Source organism: Fusicatenibacter faecihominis (assembly GCF_020686945.1).
GTDB classification, from domain to species: domain Bacteria; phylum Bacillota; class Clostridia; order Lachnospirales; family Lachnospiraceae; genus Limivivens; species Limivivens faecihominis.
Genome location: NZ_JAJEPR010000032.1, coordinates 1 through 23,483, shown reverse-complemented (window position 1 = coordinate 23,483; position 23,483 = coordinate 1). Strand labels below are relative to the sequence as shown.

The 23,483-nt window shown below is 43.2% G+C and carries 20 protein-coding genes and 2 tRNA genes; 4 read left to right on the top strand and 18 right to left on the bottom strand.

Annotated elements, in window-relative coordinates; genetic code table 11:
• Positions 1–84 precede the first annotated feature (84 nt).
• Positions 85–157, top strand: a tRNA-Ala gene (locus LKD71_RS14150).
• Positions 158–313: 156 nt separating this feature from the next.
• Positions 314–664: a Uma2 family endonuclease gene (locus LKD71_RS18200; protein ID WP_255633069.1), complete on the top strand. Its 351-nt coding sequence runs from the start codon at positions 314–316 to the stop codon at positions 662–664.
• A 122-nt stretch (positions 665–786) separates the two neighbouring features.
• Here LKD71_RS18200 and LKD71_RS14140 read toward each other — a convergent pair.
• A tRNA-Val gene (locus LKD71_RS14140) sits at positions 787–860 on the bottom strand.
• Positions 861–974: 114 nt separating this feature from the next.
• Positions 975–7,091 carry a SpaA isopeptide-forming pilin-related protein gene (locus LKD71_RS14135; RefSeq protein WP_227615955.1) on the bottom strand — a complete coding sequence of 2,039 codons (6,117 nt, stop codon included), beginning with the start codon at positions 7,089–7,091 and terminating at the stop codon, positions 975–977.
• A 422-nt stretch (positions 7,092–7,513) separates the two neighbouring features.
• Here LKD71_RS14135 and LKD71_RS14130 point away from each other — a divergent pair, with 422 nt between their 5' ends.
• Entirely contained in the window at positions 7,514–7,813 is a 300-nt protein-coding gene (locus LKD71_RS14130; RefSeq protein WP_227615954.1) for a GNAT family acetyltransferase, read from the top strand.
• Positions 7,810–8,535, top strand: a complete 726-nt coding sequence (locus LKD71_RS14125; RefSeq protein WP_227615953.1) for a restriction endonuclease — start codon at positions 7,810–7,812, stop codon at positions 8,533–8,535. Before LKD71_RS14130 ends, LKD71_RS14125 begins: the two co-directional genes overlap by 4 nt.
• Here the strand turns inward: LKD71_RS14125 and LKD71_RS14120 are convergent.
• The 16 genes from LKD71_RS14120 to LKD71_RS14045 form a co-directional block, all read right to left on the bottom strand.
• A complete protein-coding gene (locus tag LKD71_RS14120; protein ID WP_227615952.1) occupies positions 8,532–9,629 on the bottom strand; it encodes a phosphotransferase enzyme family protein in 1,098 nt (365 codons plus the stop codon). The two genes, LKD71_RS14125 and LKD71_RS14120, sit on opposite strands and share 4 nt — an antisense overlap.
• A gap of 152 nt (positions 9,630–9,781) precedes the next feature.
• The gene (locus LKD71_RS14115) at positions 9,782–10,117 is read right to left on the bottom strand and encodes a hypothetical protein (RefSeq protein WP_227615951.1); all 336 of its coding nucleotides are present in this window, start codon (positions 10,115–10,117) and stop codon (positions 9,782–9,784) included.
• Between the two features lie 23 nt (positions 10,118–10,140).
• Complete coding sequence (locus LKD71_RS14110) at positions 10,141–11,469, bottom strand: hypothetical protein (protein ID WP_227615950.1); 1,329 nt, start codon at positions 11,467–11,469, stop codon at positions 10,141–10,143.
• Between the two features lie 31 nt (positions 11,470–11,500).
• Entirely contained in the window at positions 11,501–12,604 is a 1,104-nt protein-coding gene (locus LKD71_RS14105) for an LCP family protein (protein WP_227615949.1), read from the bottom strand.
• Positions 12,531–13,319, bottom strand: coding sequence for a CpsD/CapB family tyrosine-protein kinase (locus tag LKD71_RS14100; protein WP_227615948.1), 789 nt, complete (start codon positions 13,317–13,319; stop codon positions 12,531–12,533). The genes LKD71_RS14105 and LKD71_RS14100 overlap by 74 nt, the downstream gene beginning before the upstream one ends.
• A gap of 3 nt (positions 13,320–13,322) precedes the next feature.
• Positions 13,323–14,063 carry a YveK family protein gene (locus LKD71_RS14095; protein WP_227615964.1) on the bottom strand — a complete coding sequence of 247 codons (741 nt, stop codon included), beginning with the start codon at positions 14,061–14,063 and terminating at the stop codon, positions 13,323–13,325.
• A gap of 125 nt (positions 14,064–14,188) precedes the next feature.
• On the bottom strand, positions 14,189–14,446 hold the full coding sequence (locus LKD71_RS14090) for a hypothetical protein (RefSeq protein ID WP_227615947.1): 258 nt from the start codon (positions 14,444–14,446) through the stop codon (positions 14,189–14,191).
• 519 nt (positions 14,447–14,965) lie between these two features.
• Positions 14,966–16,372 carry an RNA-binding domain-containing protein gene (locus LKD71_RS14085; RefSeq protein ID WP_227615946.1) on the bottom strand — a complete coding sequence of 469 codons (1,407 nt, stop codon included), beginning with the start codon at positions 16,370–16,372 and terminating at the stop codon, positions 14,966–14,968.
• Between the two features lie 303 nt (positions 16,373–16,675).
• Positions 16,676–17,776, bottom strand: coding sequence for a PIN domain-containing protein (locus LKD71_RS14080; protein WP_227615945.1), 1,101 nt, complete (start codon positions 17,774–17,776; stop codon positions 16,676–16,678).
• A 144-nt stretch (positions 17,777–17,920) separates the two neighbouring features.
• The gene (locus tag LKD71_RS14075; protein ID WP_227615944.1) at positions 17,921–19,117 is read right to left on the bottom strand and encodes a polysaccharide biosynthesis C-terminal domain-containing protein; all 1,197 of its coding nucleotides are present in this window, start codon (positions 19,115–19,117) and stop codon (positions 17,921–17,923) included.
• Positions 19,114–20,301: a UDP-N-acetyl glucosamine 2-epimerase gene (locus LKD71_RS14070; protein WP_227615943.1), complete on the bottom strand. Its 1,188-nt coding sequence runs from the start codon at positions 20,299–20,301 to the stop codon at positions 19,114–19,116. The genes LKD71_RS14075 and LKD71_RS14070 overlap by 4 nt, the downstream gene beginning before the upstream one ends.
• A 31-nt stretch (positions 20,302–20,332) precedes the next feature.
• On the bottom strand, positions 20,333–21,367 hold the full coding sequence (locus LKD71_RS14065) for a polysaccharide biosynthesis protein (RefSeq protein ID WP_227615942.1): 1,035 nt from the start codon (positions 21,365–21,367) through the stop codon (positions 20,333–20,335).
• A 129-nt stretch (positions 21,368–21,496) separates the two neighbouring features.
• Complete coding sequence (locus LKD71_RS14060) at positions 21,497–21,994, bottom strand: PglD-related sugar-binding protein (protein ID WP_227615941.1); 498 nt, start codon at positions 21,992–21,994, stop codon at positions 21,497–21,499.
• 85 nt (positions 21,995–22,079) lie between these two features.
• Positions 22,080–22,229 carry a hypothetical protein gene (locus tag LKD71_RS14055; protein WP_227615940.1) on the bottom strand — a complete coding sequence of 50 codons (150 nt, stop codon included), beginning with the start codon at positions 22,227–22,229 and terminating at the stop codon, positions 22,080–22,082.
• On the bottom strand, positions 22,219–22,656 hold the full coding sequence (locus LKD71_RS14050) for a hypothetical protein (RefSeq protein WP_227615939.1): 438 nt from the start codon (positions 22,654–22,656) through the stop codon (positions 22,219–22,221). The genes LKD71_RS14055 and LKD71_RS14050 overlap by 11 nt, the downstream gene beginning before the upstream one ends.
• A gap of 461 nt (positions 22,657–23,117) precedes the next feature.
• Positions 23,118–23,414: a hypothetical protein gene (locus tag LKD71_RS14045; RefSeq protein WP_227615938.1), complete on the bottom strand. Its 297-nt coding sequence runs from the start codon at positions 23,412–23,414 to the stop codon at positions 23,118–23,120.
• Between the last annotated feature and the right edge of the window lie 69 nt (positions 23,415–23,483).

Below are 23,483 nucleotides of genomic sequence, written 5' to 3'. Positions count from 1 at the left end.
TACTCCTAGCATATGAGAGAGGAAAAGTTCTGTGAAAAATTGCTTGCATTTTTCAAATCCATAAGATATAATTACATTTTGTAAGGGGCATTAGCGCAGCTGGGAGCGCGTCTGAATGGCATTCAGGAGGTCACGGGTTCGAATCCCGTATGCTCCATTTTTCATACTTATATTTCTAATTTATTACTCTCAGGCTGCATTTTCTATTGCGATTGACGTCTAAAAATCTATGTTTTTAAAATTTCTTTTACAATTTTATCTTTTCTTATCCTGCTTAAAAGTGTACAATTATATATTGAAAGGAGCTGATTCTATGCCATTACCCAAAGAACATACCTATACAATCAAAGATATCTATGCTCTTCCGGAAGGAGAACGCGCGGAGCTGATCGACGGCCAAATCTACATGATGGGGGCACCGACTTATCTGCATCAGGCGCTTTCCATGGAGCTTTCTGCTACTATCCGGAATTATATTCGCAGCAGAAAAGGTTCCTGTCAGGTTCTGCAGGCCCCATTGGCTGTCACACTTTTTTCCGAATATCGTTACGAGGAAGACGCTGCGCCAATGATTGCCCCCTTTGATCAGACACTCACTGTTGGAATTTATGGAGACTTTGAAATCAATATTGCAAAGCTTCTGGAAGAAGCCGGAATTAAATAAAAAGATCGCGTGAGACCTGTTTTTATTGCAGGATTCTCACGCGATCCTTTTATTTAGTGTTCCATCCTTTTTTGTAAAACAAAAAGCACCTCACATTCCTGTAAGATGCTCCTCATCAAAAATGGAAGCAAGGGGGCTCGAACCCCTGACCTCTCGCGTGTGAGGCGAACGCTCATCCCAGCTGAGCTATGCTTCCATGGCATCAATTATAGCACTCTCATTTAAAAATTCAATACCTTTTTTCTGATTTTCCATGGATGATCTGTATTTTTTCTTCAACAGACCATCCATGGAGTCAAATTATTTGTTATTACTCATTACTTTTCTTTGATTTTCTGTTCTTTTTCCAGAAAGCCAGAAGTACGGTGCCGGAAAGAAGCAAAACGCTTACCTCCACGGTTCGGTCTGTCGTATCTCCTGTCTTCGGAGCATTTGATTTTTTGGAATTTTCTGACGAAGGTGTCTCAGATGTGCTTGTTTCAGATGTGGCTGTTTCTGTTATTTTTGTTTCAGTTTCCGTTTCAGTCTCTTCCGTCTCGGGAACTTTTGTCTCCGGAGTTTCTGTTTCCGTTTCTTCTGCAGGCTCCGTCTCTGGCTTTTCTGTTTCGACAGGTTCTGTCTCAGCAGGCTCGGTATCTGGTACTTCCGTCTCAACCGGAACAGGCTCTGTCTCTTTAACCGGACTGTCATACATGAAGACGGTCTGGATCTCCATCGTATCCTTCACTTCAAAAATGACATCCTCTGTCTTTTCATAACCATCCGGAGCGATGGTTTCACGAAGATGATAGCTGCCTGCCGGAAGTTTTTCCACATAATGGGGCTCTTCTCCGGAAATCCAGCTTTCCAGCACTTCGCCTTTTTCATCCAGAATCTCCAGATGAGCGCCCGGAAGCTCCTTCCGGTTTGTAATATCCAGTTTGGAAATCTTCACTTTCGTACACTGGTCAATCATCGTAATCCGATGAACCTCTCCGTCTTCTGTCACCTCAAAAGAGATCGTATTGGCTGTCACATAACCTGCCGGCGCAATCTTTTCTGTGAGAAGGTATTTTCCCGGGGTCAGCCGTTCGATCCGATGAGGCATCTTTCCTGAAATCCAGGTCTCGATCAGCTCATTTTGATCATTGTGAAGCTCAAGCTCGGCTCCTTCCAGTTCCTGATCCCCGGTGATATCGGTTTTGGAAATATCCCATTTCGTATAATCGTTGATCCATCTCAGTGTCTCTGTATCAGACTTTGCACAGTCTTCATCCAGAGGTCTGCCCTCGGAATCCGACTCAAAAATAAAACCTTCTTCATCCACTGTAAAATAACGCTCTTTCGTATCCAGAAGATAACCCGGAAGCGTAGATACCTCACGAATCACATAGGTTCCCGCTGTGACATATTTCGTTTCGATCTTTCCGCCGTCAGCCGTTGTCACCAATACCGCTTCTGACAGATTTTCTGCTTCATCTGCCGCCAGCACTTTCTGCACGGAGAAAGTCACACCATCCAGTGTGTTCCCGGCCGTATCTGTCTTAAAAAGCTTCCAGGTAGTCGGATGATTTTCCAGGGTAAGCTCTGCTGTCACCAGCGCTGTCTCCTGATCCTCATATACAAGCTCAGCCGGATAGCTGGCAGTGTCCAGACAATAGCCTTCCGGTGCTTTTGTCTCCCGGACAATATATTTTCCCAGCGGCAGTTTTCCTGTACTTCCCGTTCCATCTGCCTCGATAGTAACACTTTCAATAAATTCATCTTTTGCATAATGGCAGAAGCCATCTGGTGTCACGATATCCTCCGCTGCAAATACGGAAAATACAGCCCCGGCCAGTAGTTCTTTGGTCTCTGCGTCCATTTTGAAAAGCTTTATTCTGCCTTTTACCGGTTCATCATGGAAGCTTACTTCCATCGGCTTTGTCCAGCTTCCCCATTTGTCCACGGTAAAACAAAGATCTTCTCCTTTCAGATAGCCTTCCGGTGCCTGAAGTTCTCTGAGATAATAAGTACCGTACGGCAGTTTCTCCGGAATGGTAATGGTTCCCGACTCATCCGTTTTCAGCGTGGTAATCTCTTCTGCATGAGGATAGTATACATGAAAAGTCAGCGGCTTTTTCTTCTCATCCAGCACCTGAAATTCAGTTCCCGCTGCCGGAATGATCAGATCCTGATCCCCACTCTTTTTCACCAGAGTCACAGGCATCTCGATTGGCCGGTCATTCAAGTAAATTCCCGTATATTCCTTCCGGTCCACCTCTCCCTTGATCTCAAAAGGTGCAACCGGCATCACAGAGGCCGGATGTTCCGTCTCTGTCACCACATAGGTTCCATAGGGAAGTCTTCCGTTCGGGAAATGTTCCGGATCTTTTGTCGTTGCCACACCGTCTTTATCTGTGACAAGCTCCGCGTATAATTCTCCCGTAGATTTCAGGCGGATTTCAAACTTGCAGCCTTCCAGCGGAAGCACATGGTCTCCCGGCTCTTCGCTGCTCAGAGTATCTTTAAATTTCACCAGGGTAATATCAAAACGGCTGACTCTGTTTTTTGCTGCAGAATTTTCCTCATCAAAGCGATAGACTTTTCCATTTTTCCGCACTTTAAAGATTCTGCTTAAGTTTTCACCGTCTCTGGTGTACCCCGTCGGCGGACAGGTTTCTTCCAGCTTATAACTTCCATAGGGAAGCAGATCTTTCGCTGTCTCAATCTTTCCTTCCGCATCCGTCCGAAAAGTATCAATCACCTCTCCGGGCGCAATTTTTCTGCCATTCACAAGCACGGAATGTTCCGATTCATTGGTCAGAGTGAACTCAGCCCCTTCCAGTGTGGCATCTCCCTGGAATTTTCCCGGTTCATTCAGCTCCAGATCCCATTTGGAAAGAGCAAAACCGCCGCGGATTACCTGATCTCTCACAGGCGTTTCTGTCAGATCGACAATCTCTCCTGGCTTGTCCTCCGGAATCGTAAAAAGAAGTTCTTCCTCGCTCAGGAGATACCCTTCCGGTGCAGTCAGTTCTTTCACAAGATAAGTTCCTGCCTGCAGAACCGCAGCAGTTTCTGCCAGCCCGGCTGCATCTGCCGTAACCCTCATTACCTCCGCATCTGTGGGATAAGAGTCGTCTTCCTGATCTTTTCGTGTCACAGAATAACTATTTTTATTGTAAATTCCAAAAACAGCACCTTCAAACCGGGCGTCGCCATCAGGCTCTTCCCCTTGATCCAGGCTTCTCTTTAAGATTTTCACCCCTCCATAAACCGGTTCATCCGTTATCCGGATTCCCCCATTAGTAAAGAGAACCCCATTTGCATCGGTATAGATTCCGCTTTCATCGGATACAAACGTCCGTACAGCAGGATCTATCGAAAGACCAGCTGGAGCTTTCGTCTCTTCTATCGTCAATCTTCCAAGCGGAAGAACCGCCTTTCCATCTGCCTGATAGAAAGAATCCCCGGAAATTTTATAGCTGTCTTCAAATTTTGCCAGACCTTCTGCATCTGTTTTTAAAACCCAGGTCCGAAGCAGACTTTCTCCGCTGTAATAGCGCAGGGTAAACTCCGCCCCTTCCTTTGAGACATTGGTTCCGCCTTTGACTTCTTTCTGAACTGCTGTTTCTACCTGCTGATAAAACGGCTCGTCTTCAAAGATCACCTCCTGATGATCTCCCAGGGCCAGTACAACTTTTTTTACTTCCTGGCTGAGCCGATAACCTGCAGGAGCTTTTCTTTCTTTCACATAATAAGTGCCGACGGGCAAAGTTACGGTATCTGTCTCCCCCGTCTCTTTCGTCCTCAGCAGCACCTTAGGCTCGCCGGAAAAATCTTCTGTTTCATAGATACCAAACTCCGCCCCTTCAAAGGAATAGAGCTCGTTCTGTGCCGTCAGTTCCGGCTTTGCTGACGTTTTTTTAAGGGAAAGCTCTCCTGTTTCCTGCTGGTTTACCAGTTCCGGCCAGGTCTCGCTCATCCTGCAGATCGGGTTCGTCGTCTTTCCATCTGCGGAAACACTATCATTTTCCGGAAGCAGAGAAAAGCTTCTCACCGTAGGATCACAAATATAACCGACCGGAGCCTTTGTCTCCCGGATGGTGTAATACCCCATGGGAAACCAGGTCAGATTGGATATTTGAGAAATATAGACCTTTCCCTGCAGCGGAGTGCGAAGCTTCAGATTTCCTTCTGCATTCGTCTCAAAAAGCCAGGACATCAGCTCCTCTCCTCCCTGAGGAGAGTCATACAGCTTCAGTTCAAATTGAGCACCTGCAAGAGGTCGATATTCCTCTCCATCGCTTCCTACTTTTTTCAGCAGATTATTCAGAGAACCGAACACATAAAGGTCTTCATCTTTTACCGTATACAGCGCATCCTTCTTAGAATCCGCCTTCGGAGCCGTTACTTTCAGGGATTTTACGGAAAGATTTCTCGCATGACCGTTTGATGCCCATGCCTCTTGATAATAAATCACACGGCTTTCCTCTGGTTTCAACCCCGGAATCTCCAGATATCTGGTATAGAAGCCACTCTCCAGCGTATGGGTATATACCGTTCCAATGGCATCCTGGCAGGCTTCATCCCAGTAAAAAGTATAAGCCGCGCCTGCAAGAGAATAATTTGGAAATCTTGTCAGCCAGTCAAAATCCGCCCGGCTGAGAGAAGAGGTTTTATTTACCCGTACCTTCACATTCGAGGGTTCGTCTTCTGTCACTGTCAAGTCCTTTCCTACAAACTGATCGGCATCTTTCTGTATCGTAGCGGGCAGATCCTTTTCACTGAACTTCACAGAATAAATTTTTCCGGAAAGTCCCCATTTCCCGCTGGGCGGCGCACTGATCTCTTTCACATAATAGGTCTGGTCAAAGGCCAGAAAGCGGTTGATCTTGGTTCGCTCACTGGTGATCGTTGTCCTTACCAGCGGCTCTCCTGAACAGTCTTTGCTGTCCCAGATCCCGTACACAGCGCCCTTCATGGAATCATCCCACTGTCCCGTAGAAGATTTCTTATTCAGAAAAATAATGCCCATATAAGGATAATTCTTCACGGTCACGCTCGCCTGTTTTCCGGTGCTTACCGTACAGTTCCAGGAAGCAGTTGACAGGGTGGCATATTTTGGCGCTTTCACCTCTTTTATAGTATAGGTTCCAGGGTCCAGATCGCTCAGATAGCCTTCTCCCGTTGCCGGATCTGTTGTAATGCTTCCTGCCTTCTTTCCCGAAGCATCCAGAACGTCGAAAACTGCATCCAGCTGATATACAGCAGTCGCTGCTCTGTCCGCATAAACAAGGCGTTTATGAATGACAATTCCTCCATGAGGTTTGGGAATACTTGTCTTAAAATTTCCATAGACGTTCTGCTGCGTTCCATTATCGTTTCGCCAGGCTGCCTGATAAACCACGGTATTTTCCGTCACCTGGTCGATGTAAATGTAAAGAGTTCCCGTAGCACCCGGTCTGGGGCAGATCTGTGCTGCGGAAGAACCGCAGGTCGTCATTCGAAAAGCACTTCCGAATTTCTGATAAATATCGGAATCCTCAGATGGATATACATAACCCTGCTGCAGATTAAAGTAATTATGTACGTTATAACCTCCGACAGCCGGATAAAAGACCGCCCGGGCCGTATAATACTCTCCTGCTTTCGGATCATCCATATTCTGTCCCGGCATGGAGCCAAAGCCCAGAAGATGATCATTTCTTCCCCCTTGAAAAAGAGAACCGTCTCCCAGAGGCAGCGGGATTGCCGCAAGTTCTTCCTCAGTCATAAAACAAAAAACATATGTTCCGCCGGAACGAAACAGACACCCGGAATAGGCCGCATCTGCTCCGCAGTTTTCCCAGCAGTCCTCCGCTACGATTTCCTCATTTCTTTTGACAGAATAGGCAAAATTTCCCTGAAATGGCAGCATGGTATAAGTGAGATCTTTTCCATCCAGACTCTCCACTTTCTGAAAAGAAGCATTTCCAGATAGTTCCGCTACCTTTTTTCCATCGGCATAGACAAAAACACTTCCATTTCCCTGAACGGAAAATTCTGTAATCTCTGCTTTTTCCTCCTCATCGGCCAGATCCGTGGCCACTGTTTCGGTTTCAGCAATCGTAGTTTCCGCTTCCTGTATTTCAGTTTCCTCTTTCAGAATTTCTTCCTCAGAAGTCTCATCTTCTGTCTCCTGCACAGTCATTTCAGCAGAATCCCATTCCTCCGTCTGCTCCACCATACTTTCTGCGGTTTCCGCTTCTTTTTCTGTTTCTTCTGAAAGTGCTTCCTCGTCAGATTCCGTTTCCTTCGCTTTCGTTTCCGAAAAATCGTAAGTTTCTTCTTCTGCCCCGGATGTCGAAGACTCTTCCTCCATCGTCACAGCAGGCTCCGAGGCTAATACACCCGCCGGAACAGACGTTATCAGTGTGGACACTGCCAACAGCAATGCAAAGCAGCTCCTGATTTTATGTTTCATATCAAGCATCTCCTCCTATTTTCAATATTCAGTTGTCAGATCAGATTACTGGGTAGGATCCCGGCACCGCTTTTTATGCTCCATGCAAGAACTCCTTTCCGTATTTTTTATAAGATTTTATCAATAGGGAATAAAAGATGATATGAGTGTCAAAAGGTCTTTTGACACTGGTATCATAAAAGATAGAATGAATGACAGACTTTACCAAAATCAGATTTTATTTTTAAACTTTCATGGATTTTTTGGATCAGAAATGATCCGGAAAATAGTGACTAAATACTGTTTCAGATTTGTTTTTCTTATCATACTATACTTTTTCCAAAAATGCAATCTTTTCTTTCGCAATTGTCTGGATTTTTTCCCGGTCTTATGTTATGCTAGAAAGCAAGAACATTTGTTTTGACAAAATACAGGAGGCTTTTATGAACGAAAAAATAGATCTTTCGGGAGTTTTCTCTCTTGCTTATATCAAGAAAACCCGCTATACCGGCTCTTTTCACAGCATGCGCTATCTTCTGACTCTGAAGGATGGTCAGATTTCCGCCACCATCTATCCGGGCCCGTACTGCTTTGAAGTAACTCCGGACGATGAAAAGGAAACCAAGCTTTTCGAGTATTCCCCGGAAGGACTTACTGAGACCGTAGACTGGCTCAACCAGCGCTATGATGAGTTTTACCGCGAAAAAGACAGTATTCTTACAGGAGACGAATCATTACAATGAAGAAATCTTACGACCGAATGGACGGTCATACCTTTGAGCACTACTGTGCCGGACTGCTCCGCAGAAACGGCTTTCACCATGTAGAAGTCACCCGGGGCAGCGGCGATCAGGGCATTGATATTCTGGCCTGGAAACATCGGAAAAAATATGGCATCCAGTGCAAATGTTATTCCTATTATCTTGGAAACAAAGCAATCCAGGAAGCCTATGCAGGCATGAAATTTTATGAATGCGACGTGGCCGCCGTGCTGACCAATCAGTATTTTACCAACTCTGCTGTTGCTCTTGCAGGAAAAACCGACGTCCTTCTCTGGGATCGGGCCGTCCTCGAAGAGCTCCGCAAATGCAAAAAGCCCCGCCTTCTCAATCTGGCGGGACTCCTTGGAATGGCTGGCAGTGCCTGGCTCTTCTATTTTCTCTGCTCCACAGAAGGCCTGAAAAGTCTCCAAAACTTTCCAGGCCTGGCAGACGGGATCTTCTGCATCCTGCTGTTTCTGGGCAACGCCTTTCTCTTTCTGGAAAAAGGAAGTATTTTTCTTTCTCTTCTTTCCACTCTACTGCTGGGACTTTCTGCCCTTACCGGGCTTTATCTCTTCAACAGCCTCGGAGGAATTCTCCTGCTTCCGGTACTGCTCTTTCTTTTCAGCTTTCTTCGCACACGAAAGCTGAAGCTCCGCACCCATACGCTGCGGCCACTGCCCCCAAAAGCAGAGAAAGATTAATTATTTCCCAGCTGGTCAATTACATCCTGAATAATCCATTCCAGCTCGGACCATTTTTTCTCAATATCCTTGGCCAGCTGCAGCTGACATCTCGCACGGACCAGATTGTGTTTCGGATACTCATATCGGAAATAGTGATCTCCGGTCAGATAGTCATCGAGAAAACGGCTGGCCTGCTCTACGGTGATGGAGAAGCTGGCTTTTACCAGGTTCTTCAGCTCCACCTCTGTCAGAAGGTCTTTGGTTTCCCGGATAAATCCTTTTGCAAACGCACGAAACTTTCCGGTATCAAAGAAGACTTTGCTGGTGTCCGGTTCATCCTCTGCGGAGGTATTGGCAATGAAACGGACTGCATCACCGAAATCGTACATGGACATTCCCGGCATAATCGTATCCAGATCAATGACAACCAGCGGTTCTTTTGTCACTTTATCAAAAAGAACATTATTGGCCTTTGTATCGTTGTGGGTTACTCTTCTCGGAATCTCACCATTGGCGAAAAGCTCACTCAACTCTGCCGCCTTGTCACTGACAAAAGAAAGATAAGCAATCTCATCCGGCACCTCATGCACACGATTGCAGGGATCCTTCTCCACATCTTCAAACAGGGTGTTCAGACGCTTTCTGGTGTTGTGAAAATCCGGAATGGTCTCATACAGAACAGAACCGTCGAAATCCGCCAGCTGCGCCTGGAAATTACCAAAAGCTTTGCCAGTTGCCTCAATCACAGCCAGATCATCGGTATTGTCCAGTGTGAGAGAATCCACATAATTCATCACTCTCCAGAAAGAATCCTCGTCACTGACAAAATAGTTGTTTCCTTCTGCCGTATGGTGAAAGTGAAGTGTCAGCTGCCCCGGATATTTTTTTCGGATATAAGAAGTCACCTCATCAATATTTCTCATGATCTGTACCGGATTTTTAAATACATGCGTATTGATCCGCTGGAAAAGATAAGCCTTATACTTATTATCGCCCACAGCATAAGTTACCTTATAGGTAGAGTTGATATTTCCAACCGTAATCACGCTGTAAGAATATAATTCTCCCGACAGGCGGAACTTCTCACCAATCAGTTTTATGGTATCAAACATTTTTCCAATCTCCTTTATCTTTTTCTGTAACTATTTTCTGCATACAGTCTTTCTTATCGTCTCTATCATACCAAGAAATTAAAGCTATGGCAAGTTTAGATTAACCGAAATTCAAAAAATGGCACCAGATCATTCTCTGGTGCCATAAGATATTACTGTGCTTCTGTTGTTTCCTCGGATGTTTTTTCTGTTGCTTTCGGTGTCTTTGAAGCTTTCGTTTTTGCTTTTGTTGTTTCTGTTTCCGTCTCTGTCTCTGTCTCTGTTTCTGCAGAAGGTCTTACCATCATATCTCCCAGATCACTGATGTCAACTTCTGTTTCCTGACTGATCAGCGTCTGCTTGTATTCCGCCCGTTTTGCTCTCTGCTGTCTGTTGACTACAATAATACCGATAATTCCGGCTACCAGAGCAACGATGACAAGATAGTAAATCACCTGAGATAGAACTCTCTTCTTTTTCTGTCTGTGTCCGCGTTTTTTTCTTGACATCAAACTATTCCTTCCTCATCCGATTACTGAGCTTTCTTCATGAAGACTGCCAGCGGACCCATTCCGGTAAATTTACCTTTGATTACCAGATTCGGCTGCTTTTCATCCTTCTTGTCTTCATCCTGAACATCCCAGGTCATCAGCTCTTCCTTATTATCCTCGCTACTCTCCAGAGCCTCGGTCTCAGTCTCGCTCTCTGCAGCTTCTGTTTCAGTCTCAGCTTCTGTAGCTACTTCTGTTTCAGTCTCAGCTTCTGTAGCTACTTCTGTTTCAGCAACCTCGGTCTCGGTTTCCTCATCCTCCGGATATGCAAAGCTAAACTCCACATCTGTCAGATAATACATCTCTCCAGTCACAGCATCTGCCTGTGCTACTACAACATCATCCAGAGTAAAGGGAGCCAGATTTACCAGAAGGGACGGATCTGTCTCAGCGGCAGCGGTATCAAAATCCGGATATGCAGCGGCAACCATCTTCTGCCAGTTCACTTTGCTGATCTCACAGTTTACCTCGGCATTCAGATAACCATTCATCTTGTAACTGTAGGTATCGCCTGCTTTAATTGCCAGATCCATCAGCTCGGTTACACTCTCATAGTCATCCGGATTGATGGTCTTATCATCGGATACTTTGATCTCTGTCGCATCAGTCTCCATGAAATCTTTCACAAAATCTGTCATTGCAAAGCCAGCCTCTTCATCCTTCAGCTGATCTGCAACCTCAGCAACCTTTTCATTGGAATACAGCTCCGGAGTTGCTTTCTTGCTTACAACGCGAACCTTTCCAATCAGAGCTACCGGTCCAAGGCTCGAAAGGGTAACTGTCATATCTCCGGTCTCCGGATCCAGCTCCTCTGCCGGGATAAAGGAAACTTTACCGGTCTCCTGATCAATCTGCATCAGAAGCAGATCTTCCATCTTAGCGCCTTTGGCTGCCTCAATATTCAGGGTAACTTTGATAGCGCCATCGCTCTCATAAGTTACATTGTCTCCTTCCTGAATAGCTACATCTACAAAAGGAGTCAGCAGCTCGTAAAGAGAAGGATTTACATCTCTGCCGTCAGGAGTTTCCTGCTGCTCATCCGCATTGATACCCAGTGCTGTAAGGATATCTTCCATTGTCATCTGGACGCTGTCATCATTTACTTTATCCACCAGATCAGCAACTGTTTTATTTTTATATGCTGCGGTATTTACATTCTGTACAATAACCTTCTGGCCTGCGGATATATTGCCTTCTACAACTCTGGGAGCTTCCGGCATGATCGTGCTGATGCTGGGAGCTGCATAAACACTCATGGCTGCAGTAATCGTTACTGCAGCAAGCAGAATGCTTAAATATTTCTTTTTCATAAGAATCCTTCCTTTCTTTTGATACTTCTCTTTATACTTTTTTATAAAACAGGTCAACGATCAGATCCAGAAGCGCTTCCTGATCTGCATAAAACTCATCATGAAGTTCTCCTTCCTGATCGGTTCCCTGAAGTATCACAAAATTATCTTCTGTGAAATCCATCTTCCGCATGGTCTTTATCAGCTCTAAATACTGATTTTTGGTGATGCTGGTCTGCAGATAATCATTCATCTCATCCAGAGAATCCCAGGTTTTTTCCAGCTCCTTCGTACTCATGGACTTCAGTTTGTTTATATAAGCTGTCACATAGGCCTTCTGTCTTTCCATACGGCCTTCGTTGCTGAAGCTCTCGGAAGTATCACGGTTCTGAAGAAAAGGCTTGACGTTTTCATCAGTCAGCGTAACTTCCGCTCCTGCTGTCAGCTCAGGATACAGCTTACTCAGATCATTGTTTGGAACCACAAGAGTGATTCCACCGACAAGACTGTTAATATAAGGAATGGAATCCTGATTTGTCACCACATAACGCTTTACAGGAACGTTCGACAACAGAAGCGAAACTGCCTCGCAGAGGTTTTCGCAGCTTACCTTGCCGCCATCTCCATAACTGTACGCAAAACCAATATGGGTTGTATACAGTCCGTTATCATTTCCATTCAACGTATATCTGCGAACCTTTGTCATCGTATCACGATTGATGGAGAGAATCGTCATCTTCTGATTCGTCTCATCCATTACTACCAGTGCGATTGTATCTGCCCTGGCTTTATCGCTGTACTGCACGCTTGATTCCATCTTTCCGGTTGAATCCACACCTGCATAGAGAATGGTTGTCACACGGTTATTATACTGATATTTTTCGCCCTTGTAAAGAATATTTCGGTAATCGCTACCAACATCATGAGCATTTCCTGCTGTTACCTGCAGGGAATTTTGCTCTTTCTGTTCTGACCAGATAAAAGCTGACGCAGCAGCACCTGCTGCCAGGCAAAGCAAAATACCAATCAGGATTCGCTTCCGCCACAGCTTTTTCCGTCTCCGGTGCTTTCCTTTTCTTCTTTTACTTTGATTTCTCGCCATAATAACCATATCCGTAGCCATAACCATAGCCGTATCCATAATGACTATAGCCATAACGCTTCTCATGTACCGGAGCTTTGTTTAGAACGGCTCCGAGGATTCGTATGTCCGCATACTGCATCTGCTGCTTGGCTTTTTCTGCCTGAGCGCGGTCTGTTTTTCCGCTCTCTACTACAAGCACAGTGCCATCGCACTGTTTGGCAACCAGAAGGCCGTCAATGACCAGGTTCAATGGACAGGTATCCACGATCACATAATCATATAGTCCACGCACATACTCCATCAGTTCCTGAAACAGCGGTCCTGATACCAGCTCACTGGGATTAGGGGCCAGTGCACCCGTAAAAATCATATCCAGACAATTGTCGTCGGTACGGTATATGATCTTGTCCTTGCTGATGCTGCCGCACAGATACTCGCTGAGACCTTTCTTTTTTCCAACGATTCCGTAACGGCTCTGTATAATGGAATTTCGGATATCAGAGTCAATAAAGATGGTCTTCTTACCCAGTCCTGCCATACTTTTGGCAAAACGAAAGGCAATCGAAGATTTTCCCTCGTTCGCCAGCGCACTGGTAATAGCAATGGCTTTGATATTGCTGCCGCTAAGCTGGATATTACCGCGTAAAATATTAATGGCTTCATTTACCCGGGAAGGCACCTCCGCAATAGTGGGATGGATGATCTCTGCCCGTCTTCCTTCAAAACCGGTTCCTGTCGGCTGGCCCTGAAAAAATGTTCTTTCTGTATAATTGCTTTCTCTATCCATCTGTTACTCTTCCTTCTCTTCGTAGTAAGGCACAATGCTGAGTACAGGAATACCCAGGTACTTCTTCAAATCATCTTCTGTCTTAATCGTGGTATCTGTCAGATAAATCATGCAGACCAGTCCGCAGGCAAGAACCATTCCAAGAATCAATCCCATTGCCAGGTACTTTGTCAGGGAAGGTGTGATCTCCTCCACTGATTCTGCCTCTGAAAAATCAATAATCGTCGGTTCACTGCTTCCAATTACCTGATAGATTCGCTCCAGGCCAATATTCATCAGGGAATTGGCGATATCTCTGCACAGCTCCATATCCCCGCAGCTCACGGTAATGGTAATAATATGGGAATTATCCGGGTTTGTAACAGAAACCAGTCTGTTTAAAGCCCGATAATCCAGATTCAGATCCAGATCCTTGATAACCTGTTTTAATACATTACGGCTTTTGATAATCTTGGCATAGTCCTCTGTCAGCTCAGAACTCAGCTGCAGGTCGGAAACCGTAATCACAGACTCATTGTTGGTAATAAAAATGGAAGCATCTGCCTGATAGGAAGGTTTGACACCGACCAGGTAATAAACGCCCGCCAACACGGCTCCGATCAGCATGGCCAGCAAAATATGCTTCCAGTGCTTCACCAGTTCCCAGAAGAGTTCCAGCAAATCTATCACTTCACCTGACTGTTCCGGTCTGTTATTGAGAAAAGACCCTGCCGTTTTCTCCTGTACATTATTTGATTCCTTCACCAAATTTTCGCTTCTCCTTTCCTGCTTTTTCAGCGTATAAAATATCGCTCTTGTCATTGTAATATGAATTTTAAAATACTTCAAGTATATTATGTAGAAAAAGCCACTAATAAATTTGAAAAGTTTTAGTTTTTCTGACCATAGCAGTATTTTTTCATCCGTGCAGTCAGTACTGATATTTCCTGCACCACATCGTTGGCATATCCTGTCTCCTGCCTGTCCAGGGTGCAGACCCGTTCCCGTAACTTTGTCAGCAGGTTAAGGACTTCCACCGTCTCGCCAGCAAACCAGGAAGGTGCTTTCTCCCACTGCTGAACACAGCCTCTTACTGTCACCAACAACAGGAATGAAAAATCTGACTGATAGTCTTCTTTAAAAATCATACTTTTTTCTCTCTCATCTCTAAAAATTTCATTCGGGTCATGGCATTGTTTCAAAAGCAGTAATTCTGTTTCTCAAACACAACTATGACTGCATTCCATTTTCAGTATTTCTCCAGATATGGCATGATTCAGGTGGGTATTTTTAACGACACCCGCCTGAATATATGCTAAAACAATTAACAGGTACTGCAGCTGCATTTCTACTTTACTTCCAGCATAAAACTTCATACATTGTTAACTTCCTGATGAATTAACTCTCGACTGTACGAGAACCTTATAATAATGGATTTGTGGCTGTTTTATAAGTTAACTCTCGAGAGGTAATTAATTCTCATATCATTAACTACATATCTTGAATAAACCGCATAAATAAGCCATTCTTTTGAATCGAGAGTTAATTTTACAGGAAGTTAAGAGAAATGTTTGACAAGATTCTGTTTATTCAAATGCCCCTGATACTTATGCTTCGGATATTCATAACAGAAATAACAATCCCCTGTCAAGTAATCATCCAGGAAACTATTTAATAACGTAGGTACTCAGTTTTCCCTTTCCTTTTTGTTCAAGTTTGCCAGCTTCACAAAGCTCTTTGAGCAATCGGAACGCTTTTGTTGTTCCTGCACCGATCAAATCTTCTACTTCTTTCCGCGTAACACTGCCATTTTCCTTCGCATACTGAACTATGAGACTCTTCTGTTCGTTCAGGGAAACCATGGTATCCACATGATCCTTTGCCCGCTCTTCTCTCTCTTGTTTCTCATTTCTATTCGGAAGTGTCACACGAAAAACACCCTTTGCAGTCTCAAATTCCGGCTGAAATTGGTAAGTTTTATATGCGCGTTCTATTTTCCCAATTCCCGTACCATAGCTCTCTATCAATCTCATACGATAAAAAACAGCCGCAAGATTTGGATTTCTTGACTGTGAGACACCCAGAAAAATAGATTTCAATTCCAGGCCAGACACAAGACCTCCAAGAGAAACAAATTCCATTCTATTTTCATAGATATTAACCAGATTACTTCCGCTGAAAGAATAGTCTCGATGAACAATGCTATTCAATAAAGATTCTCTTACCGCTTCTTCTGGATAATCTCTCATATCTGTTCGATCTAATCCCGAAAATGTTGCTTTCGTTTTATTAAGCAGATTAATAAACTGGTAAACCTCTTCCAGCTGTTTCAAAATAGACCCTGTAAATTCTTTTCTATCTCGAAACACTTCTTTATCCGTCCCCTGAAAAAGTGCTACCTTTGTGGTTGTCTCACACTGGTCCGATAATAGTAACGCCAGATTTGTATATAAACCGTCTTCCCCAATCAATTTGAGTGTTCGCATCTGTGAAGTTCCAAGTTCAATCAACCGCTTCTGCATCTCTGCCTGAAGAGTATGAAAAGTCAATTCTTGATTCATGCTCCTACATAATTCAAAGGATCTGCCACTATTCTGAAGGATCATTTCCCGAATCCCTTCTTCCGTCATCGGTTGTGTAGAACTGCCCTTTCTTACATATACCCCGCTAGGCTTTAATCCTTTTTCCCGAAGATAATATGGCCGATTTGTTCCTGTAGTCACATTAATTTCAACAACCTGCTTTCCTTCTATCTCCACCGAATTAACTCTGACAAAGGGCATTATATCCGGAGCCAAAGCGTCCTTTAACGAATTTACAATCTGGAGCATCACACCATCTGGATCTTCTACACCCAAAACTTTTCCGTCTTTTCTGATGCCAACATAAACCGTACCACCTTCTGCGTTTGCAAAACCTATCACTTCTTTTCGTATGTCAGGAACATACTCTTGCTTAAACTCGATATTCTGGTTCTCAAATAATAACATGCTACGCTCCTTTCTTTCCCATTTCTTTCTTTTTATTATAAAAAAGAAAGAAAGAAAAATCAAGCCCTCTTTCTCACTTTTCACATCGCACCATCGCCATAGTTTTCCAGGGTCAAAGGACTTATATTATTATTAACTCCTGACAATCAATACTATCTTTTTCTTCAAAGATTTATTATAATAAAGTAACTACAGACTTTTTTGGGGGTGTGTATATGAAGTATAGAAAAATCATCTGTATTTTTTCAGAAGACACGAATCCTTACAGCATTTCCCATATCCGCAATCTTTCCTCCATGGTGTATCACTATTTAAACAACTAACTTTTTATCTTAAAAGCCCCGTAAGTTACTTCAATTGCGGGGCTTTTTCTCCGGTTTTCACCCTTTATTCTCTCACATCTTCCGTTTCTATTAAACAATGCTCCTCCAGCACTATCTTCGTCGGAAAATCCACACACTCTTTAAGGATAACTTTCTGGTGATCTTCAACTGATGGCAGCCAGTCTGATACATCAAATGAAAGCTCCATATCAAAATCCAGAGAGTAAGTATCCTCCAACTCAACCACCGTCTGCCAGAGGTAACCTTGTTCCTCTTTATCCCAGTAAGACTGATTTTCATCTGTAAAGTCATACCACACCTTAACTATACAGTTTACATTTACGGACACAGTGGCAATTCCACATTCAACATCAAGGACAGAAACCTCGTACTGAATATCATCAATACTGACTACTTCCAGATCATCAATGCAGACAAATTCCTGTCTTTCTATTTCTATTTCTGCATTATCAACTACTTCCTTCACCGCTTCGATAATTTCTTTTTCTGCCCCACCATTATCAAAAAACAATTTCAGATTTGCTGCCAGATCGTCTGTCATCGCCAGGAACTCCACAAAACTGTTTAAAGAATCATATACAATCAAGTTTTTCGGCTCTTTTGCCTTTTCTTTCACTGCTTCTCTGAAGCCCGTGTCATTTGAGATAACAACATATAATTCCTCTTCAGACAGATTATCCATCTCCTGAATAATAGAAGCTACCGCTATTGCATCCTTGAATTCTTCCGGCTTCTTTGCTTCAAAAGGCAGCTTTTGCCCAAAATAATCCGCCATGATTGCTTCTACATTTATTCCATTGACCGATATTCTCCTACACTGACATTCCAAAAGCAATTTTTCAAATTCTTCCTTTGTTTTTTCTGCCCATTCTCCAGGATCCGGAACCTGAAGCAGTTCTTTGAAGCCTGAAATATTTTTAAATCCTGCCAGCTTTGGGTTTTTCACGGCACCGAGAAGTTCTTTTGAGGCTTTTTTCACATCCCTGACAATATGTTTCTTTACTTCCCCTTCAACTACAGAATTGATATGAAGTTCCAGTTCTTTGTTCTTTACCCTGCTCCTGATCGCAGAAAAAGCAGCATTCTGAAACGAATAATTTGCTCCGTCATATATGTTTGTGTCTATAAAAACTTTATAATGCACTAACTTCTCCCTCCCCTTGGCAACTTTAAACTTCCCTCAATTTTTTCTTAAAATCTTAGCAATTCACATCGTAGAACTTTTAATACTATTAAAGCGAGGCTGCCACTCAGCCAAAAATATTCGCTAATGCGGCAGCCCCAATTTTTATACTTTTTCAAAAAAGGTATCCGGATGGCCCGGGTTAAAGATTTCATTACAGGTCATAACGGTTACAAGGTCTTCGGTGTCAGAGAGATTGATAATATTATGCGTCCAGCCGGGGATCATGTAGATGGCTTCTATTTTGTCTCCGGTTACTTCAAATTCTACCAGCTCTCCTGTATTGATATTTCTTTCCTGGATCAGGCCATGGCCATGAACCACGATAAACTGCTCCCATTTAGAGTTATGCCAGTGTTGGCCTTTGGTAATGCCAGGCTTACTGATATTAATGGAAACCTGACCACAGTCTGTCGTATGTACCAGCTCAGTAAAACTTCCTCTGTCATCACAGTTCATTTTCATCGCATATTTGAACTTCTCTGCAGGGAGATAAGTCAGATAGAGTGAAAAAAGCTTCTTAGCAAAAGATCCCTCGGGCATTTTCGGCATCAAGAGACTTACCGGCTGCTGTTTGAACTCTTCCAGAAGATCTACAATTTCACCCAGAGTTGCCTTATGTGTTACCGGCACACAGCAATATCTGCCATCTTCCTTTAAAACGGTCTCCACACCGTCAAACTCACAATGCTGTTCTTTGCCTTCCAGCAGGTCAAACATGCCTTCTACCAGATCGTCGATGTAAAGAACTTCCAGCTCTGTACTTCTGTCATTTACCGTAAAAGCTTCATCGTTGGCTACGGCCCAGCAGAATGTAGAAATCGCACTGTTATACTTTGGTCTGGAGTGGCCCATCAGATTCACAAAACGATACACATATACCGGTGCACCAGTCTCTTCTCCATAGGAGAAAAATAATTCTTCTCCCGCTTTTTTGCTTCTGCCATATTCACTGTTTCCAAAACGGCCAGCCAAGGTCGCCTGTACAGAAGAACTCAGCATAATACCTGCTTTGTTGTTATGCTTTTTCAAAGTATCCAGAAGCTGGGAAGCAAAGCCGAAATTTCCTTTCATGAAATCTTCCGGATTCTCCGGACGGTTTACCCCGGCAAGGTTAAACACGAAATCTGCCTTCGCACAGTATTCATCCAGTTCCTCGTCCGTGCTGTCCAGATCATACTCATAAATTTCATCTATGGCAATATTCGGCCTGGTTCTGTTTTTTCCATCTCTAATATTTTTCAGATTATTGCAAAGGGCGGTTCCCACCATACCCTTTGCTCCGGTCACTAATATTTTCATCCTTTTCTCCATACCATCTTATTAACTACATTGACATAACCCTGAATGATTCTGACAACCTTCATGGATACCGTTTCATCCACATAATCCGGGCAGGGCTTTCCAAGAACACCTTTCTGCTTCATCTCAATCGCCATATCCGTCGCATTCAGAAGTTCCTTCGTGGTAATTCCGGCCAGAATAAAATCACCTGCTTCCAGTGCTTCCGGTCTCTCTGTAGAAGTACGAATGCAGACAGCTGCAATCGGATGGCCAATGCTCAGATAAAAACTGCTCTCCTCCGGCAGGGTTCCGCTGTCGCTAACAATTGCCAGCGCATTCATCTGCAGGCAGTTATAATCATTGAAACCAAGAGGCTCATTTACCCGGACACGCGGGTCCAGCTTAAAACCACTCTTTTCCAGTCTGTTCTTGCTCCTCGGATGGCAGGAATAAAGAATCGGCATATCATACTTCTCCGCCAGTGCATTGATTGCGGTAAAAAGGCTGGTGAAATTCTTCTCGGTATCAATATTTTCCTCTCTGTGGGCGCTGAGCAGAATGTATTTGTTTTTCTCAAGTCCCAGACGATTCAACACATCAGAAGCTTCAATTTTTTCCAGATTTCCTCGCAGTACCTCTGCCATCGGAGAACCGGTCATATAGGTTCTCTCTTTAGGAAGGCCGGTGTCTGCCAGATACTTGCGGGCAAATTCGGAATAGCATAAATTCACATCAGAAATTACATCTACAATTCTTCTGTTTGTCTCCTCAGGAAGGCACTCATCCTTGCATCTGTTACCAGCTTCCATATGAAACAGCGGAATATGAAGCCGTTTTGCTGAAATTGCAGAAAGACAGGAATTAGTATCTCCAAGCACCAGATAACCATCCGGATTCAGCTCACTCAGGAGTTCGTAACTTCTTCCAAGAATGTTACCACAGGTCACGCCCAGGTTCTCGCCTACAACCGGCACCAGAATATCCGGACCAAACTTCCCTGCATTATTTTTCAGCTCAAAATCCTCCCAGAAAACTGTAGACAGATTTTTGTCCCAGTTCTGATTGTAGTAAATAACACAGGTATCAAAATACTCTCTGCATCTCTTAATCACAGCTGCCAGACGGATAATCTCCGGACGGGTTCCAAGTCCGATACACAGCTTTGTTCTTCCATTATTCTTCCAGGTAAAATTGTGTTCCATTTTTCTATTTCCTCCAGCGGGATCTCCGTTCTCAGTCTTCTGCCAGTCTCTCCTGAATATAAGCCAGTTTGGAAATGGTCTCTTTTGTCTCTTCCAGATTCAGAAGCTTCGTATTGTTGCTGTTAAACTCAGTCAGGGTATTTCTCTTTGCATCTCCGTCCTTGAAATACTTATCATAGTTCAGACCACGGTTGTCTGCCGGTACACGATAGAAATTACCCATATCAATTGCCTTCGCACATTCTTCATTTGTCAGTAAAGTCTCATACATCTTTTCTCCATGACGGATACCAATTACTTTGATTTCTTCTTTCTTGCCGCCAAAGAGTTCGCATACGGCCTCTGCCTGGGTCTGAATTGTGCAGGCCGGTGCTTTCATAATCAGAAGATCTCCATTCTGTCCATTTTCAAATGCAAAAAGAACAAGGTCAACAGCCTCATCCAGAGACATGATAAAACGGGTCATGGAAGGTTCTGTAACAGTGATCGGATTTCCAGCCTTGATCTGATCGATCCAGAGAGGAATAACGGAGCCGCGGGAACACATAACATTTCCATAACGGGTGCAGCAAATCTTTGTTTTTCCGGACATACGGCTCTTTGCAACGGCTACTTTTTCTTCGATGGCTTTTGTAATACCCATGGCATTGATCGGATAAGCTGCTTTATCTGTAGAAAGGCAGATCACAGCCTCCACTCCTTCTTCAATAGCTGCCGTGAGCACATTATCGGTTCCAACTACATTTGTTTTTACTGCTTCCATCGGGAAGAACTCACAGGAGGGCACCTGTTTCAGAGCAGCTGCATGAAAGATATAATCAACACCGTGCATCGCATTCTTACAAGACTGAAGATCCCGCACGTCTCCGATATAGAATTTGATCTTATCAGCCACTTCCGGCATTTTTGCCTGATATTCATGACGCATGTCATCCTGCTTCTTCTCATCACGGGAAAAGATACGAATCTCTCCAATATCTGTTTTCAGAAAACGATTCAGAACTGCATTTCCAAAAGAACCGGTTCCTCCGGTAATCATCAGTGTTTTGTTGGTGAATAAACTCATTTCTTTTATCTCCTTTTTCCTCTAAAAGCTGAACTTTTTCGAATCTTTCATTCTTATCGCGTACTATTATAGCACATGTTTCGCCTGTGGGAAAGATTTCCTGGGCTTATCTTTTCATTTTTTTAATTATCAATGCCATTTTCTGGCCTCTATTACCTCTCCGGCTTCTATTTTTGACAAAGTTTTTACCCTGTTTTCACCTTTTACAATGGCTCCCAGACAAATATGTACGCCCTCTTCTATGATACAGCCATGATCTACAACAGCAGCAAGGTTAATGATACATCCCTTTTCAACCACCGTATCTGTGTTAACGACTGCATGAGGAAGAATAACTGTTCCAGGATAAATTGATGCTTTTGGGCTTATATAAGCCGTCGAATGAATCAACGTGGCCAGCCTGCCGCCTGCCTTCTCTATTCTTTTTATCCACTCCATCCGAAATTCGTTATTTCCGAAAGCCGGAATAAATTCTGTATTTTCTTCAAGATAATCCACAAATGACGCCAGAGGCCGTTCAGCAATACTGTCATCAAGAACTGTAATTGCCGTATAACCCAGCTGTTCTGCTATGTCTCTGACCGTATTTCCGTAACCGCCCGCTCCAAGGATTACTAATTTATTCATTGTCTCTACCTCATTTCCATTTCAAAATTTAAGCCGCCCCAAAAAGGACGGCTTAATCAAAAAGTAAGGTACGGATAATTACCCGTTATTTAATTGCCCCTACTTTTCTCAATCTTTCTCTTGCTTTATTTATAGCGTCTGTATAATCTCCTATAGGTTTCTGTGATTTTTTTAATATTTCTTGTGCTGTTTTTCCTGATACTACCATAATGGGACTTGGCGAATTATTGTACATAAGCATTCCTCCTAACCACTTCAAATAATATTGATTCAACTTCTTCAAACATAAATCTACAATCCCCTGCATAATCACAATGGAGAGCCCTTACATCTGATAGCATCGGAACAATATCTTCCGCATCATCTTTCATTGTTCTAAATCCCATTTTTCTGTATGCTTCTATTACTTTGGGATTATTATATGCATGCAATACAAGATAAGAAAAATTTATTTGTGATGAAAGCACTGCAACAATGTCGCAAATGTATTCATAAAATATACCATTACCTATTCCTTTGTTGTTATGTCCATGATCCTCAAGCCATTTCAAATAAACATCGTTTAATGCAAAATGCTCCAGTTCTACACAAGAAATAATTTTTTCAACATCTTTCTCCTGTGTATGTTCTGGATTTGCTTTTTCATATGGCTTAATAACCATACAAGTCGTAATCAGTGTAAAATAGCCAACTATCATCTGAATGTCTGTATTCCAGACTATATATGGTTTTTTCTGACCATTGTTTTCTGACCATTGTAATCCCTAACAATAAAATTTTCCAGTGCTGGAACCCTGTCACACTTAAATGCACTCATCATCTTAGATCCGGCATTTTTTCCAACATTAGCAAAAAATGAATCTATAAACTGAACTTTAATATTATCTTTTATGATACTATCCATAGCTTCTTTAGTAAATAAACTACTATTATTTGTATTTTAAGAATTTTTATTTCCTATATCTTTTCTGACTTCTATTATACTATATACTATCATATTTTGCAATCACTTTTCCCAATATGTTCAGATTATGGTTTTCACTCTTCTCCTCACACAGAAATCACACCGGCTGCCTCCTTCAGCAAAATCCGCATTTTATAATATTCGATGTTTGCTTCTCTCTCAATTTTTTAAATTCTCAGCCTCTTCTCTCAGCCTGGCATATTTTGCAAAACAGTACTTCCTGTCACTGACTTCTTTATAAGCTTCAAAACTATCATCAATTATTTCGGCGTTATACATAGCATACACAATCTTACTACCTGTATTATCTCCTATTCCTGGGATTGTATTGGTCCATAAATCTTTCTTTAATGTCTCACGCAGTATACCTATATTATAAATTCCCGCATTCACTAAAAGTCTTGCATGGTTCGCAGATATGCCAGGTAACGCACTTGGACTTTGAAATAGTGACATGCTCCCACCACTTAAATCTTACGATTTTGAAGTGGGGGCTTCCTGCTCGATTGCCTTTTAAGGCAAAGC

What these genes read in the sequence shown, in the direction of transcription:
- LKD71_RS14060 (WP_227615941.1), bottom strand. Translation starts at nt 21,994, where the DNA reads ATGAATAAATTAGTAATCCTTGGAGCGGGCGGTTACGGAAATACGGTC.
- LKD71_RS14075 (WP_227615944.1), bottom strand. Translation starts at nt 19,117, where the DNA reads ATGAAAATATTAGTGACCGGAGCAAAGGGTATGGTGGGAACCGCCCTT.
- LKD71_RS14055 (WP_227615940.1), bottom strand. Translation starts at nt 22,229, where the DNA reads ATGTACAATAATTCGCCAAGTCCCATTATGGTAGTATCAGGAAAAACA.
- LKD71_RS14065 (WP_227615942.1), bottom strand. Translation starts at nt 21,367, where the DNA reads ATGAGTTTATTCACCAACAAAACACTGATGATTACCGGAGGAACCGGT.
- LKD71_RS14100 (WP_227615948.1), bottom strand. Translation starts at nt 13,319, where the DNA reads ATGGATAGAGAAAGCAATTATACAGAAAGAACATTTTTTCAGGGCCAG.
- LKD71_RS14050 (WP_227615939.1), bottom strand. Translation starts at nt 22,656, where the DNA reads ATGGTTATTAAGCCATATGAAAAAGCAAATCCAGAACATACACAGGAG.
- LKD71_RS14070 (WP_227615943.1), bottom strand. Translation starts at nt 20,301, where the DNA reads ATGGAACACAATTTTACCTGGAAGAATAATGGAAGAACAAAGCTGTGT.
- LKD71_RS14110 (WP_227615950.1), bottom strand. Translation starts at nt 11,469, where the DNA reads ATGAAAAAGAAATATTTAAGCATTCTGCTTGCTGCAGTAACGATTACT.
- LKD71_RS14120 (WP_227615952.1), bottom strand. Translation starts at nt 9,629, where the DNA reads ATGTTTGATACCATAAAACTGATTGGTGAGAAGTTCCGCCTGTCGGGA.
- LKD71_RS14130 (WP_227615954.1), top strand. Translation starts at nt 7,514, where the DNA reads ATGAACGAAAAAATAGATCTTTCGGGAGTTTTCTCTCTTGCTTATATC.
- LKD71_RS14105 (WP_227615949.1), bottom strand. Translation starts at nt 12,604, where the DNA reads ATGGCTATAGTCATTATGGATACGGCTATGGTTATGGCTACGGATATG.
- LKD71_RS14115 (WP_227615951.1), bottom strand. Translation starts at nt 10,117, where the DNA reads ATGTCAAGAAAAAAACGCGGACACAGACAGAAAAAGAAGAGAGTTCTA.
- LKD71_RS18200 (WP_255633069.1), top strand. Translation starts at nt 314, where the DNA reads ATGCCATTACCCAAAGAACATACCTATACAATCAAAGATATCTATGCT.
- LKD71_RS14125 (WP_227615953.1), top strand. Translation starts at nt 7,810, where the DNA reads ATGAAGAAATCTTACGACCGAATGGACGGTCATACCTTTGAGCACTAC.
- LKD71_RS14090 (WP_227615947.1), bottom strand. Translation starts at nt 14,446, where the DNA reads ATGATTTTTAAAGAAGACTATCAGTCAGATTTTTCATTCCTGTTGTTG.
- LKD71_RS14045 (WP_227615938.1), bottom strand. Translation starts at nt 23,414, where the DNA reads ATGTCACTATTTCAAAGTCCAAGTGCGTTACCTGGCATATCTGCGAAC.
- LKD71_RS14135 (WP_227615955.1), bottom strand. Translation starts at nt 7,091, where the DNA reads ATGAAACATAAAATCAGGAGCTGCTTTGCATTGCTGTTGGCAGTGTCC.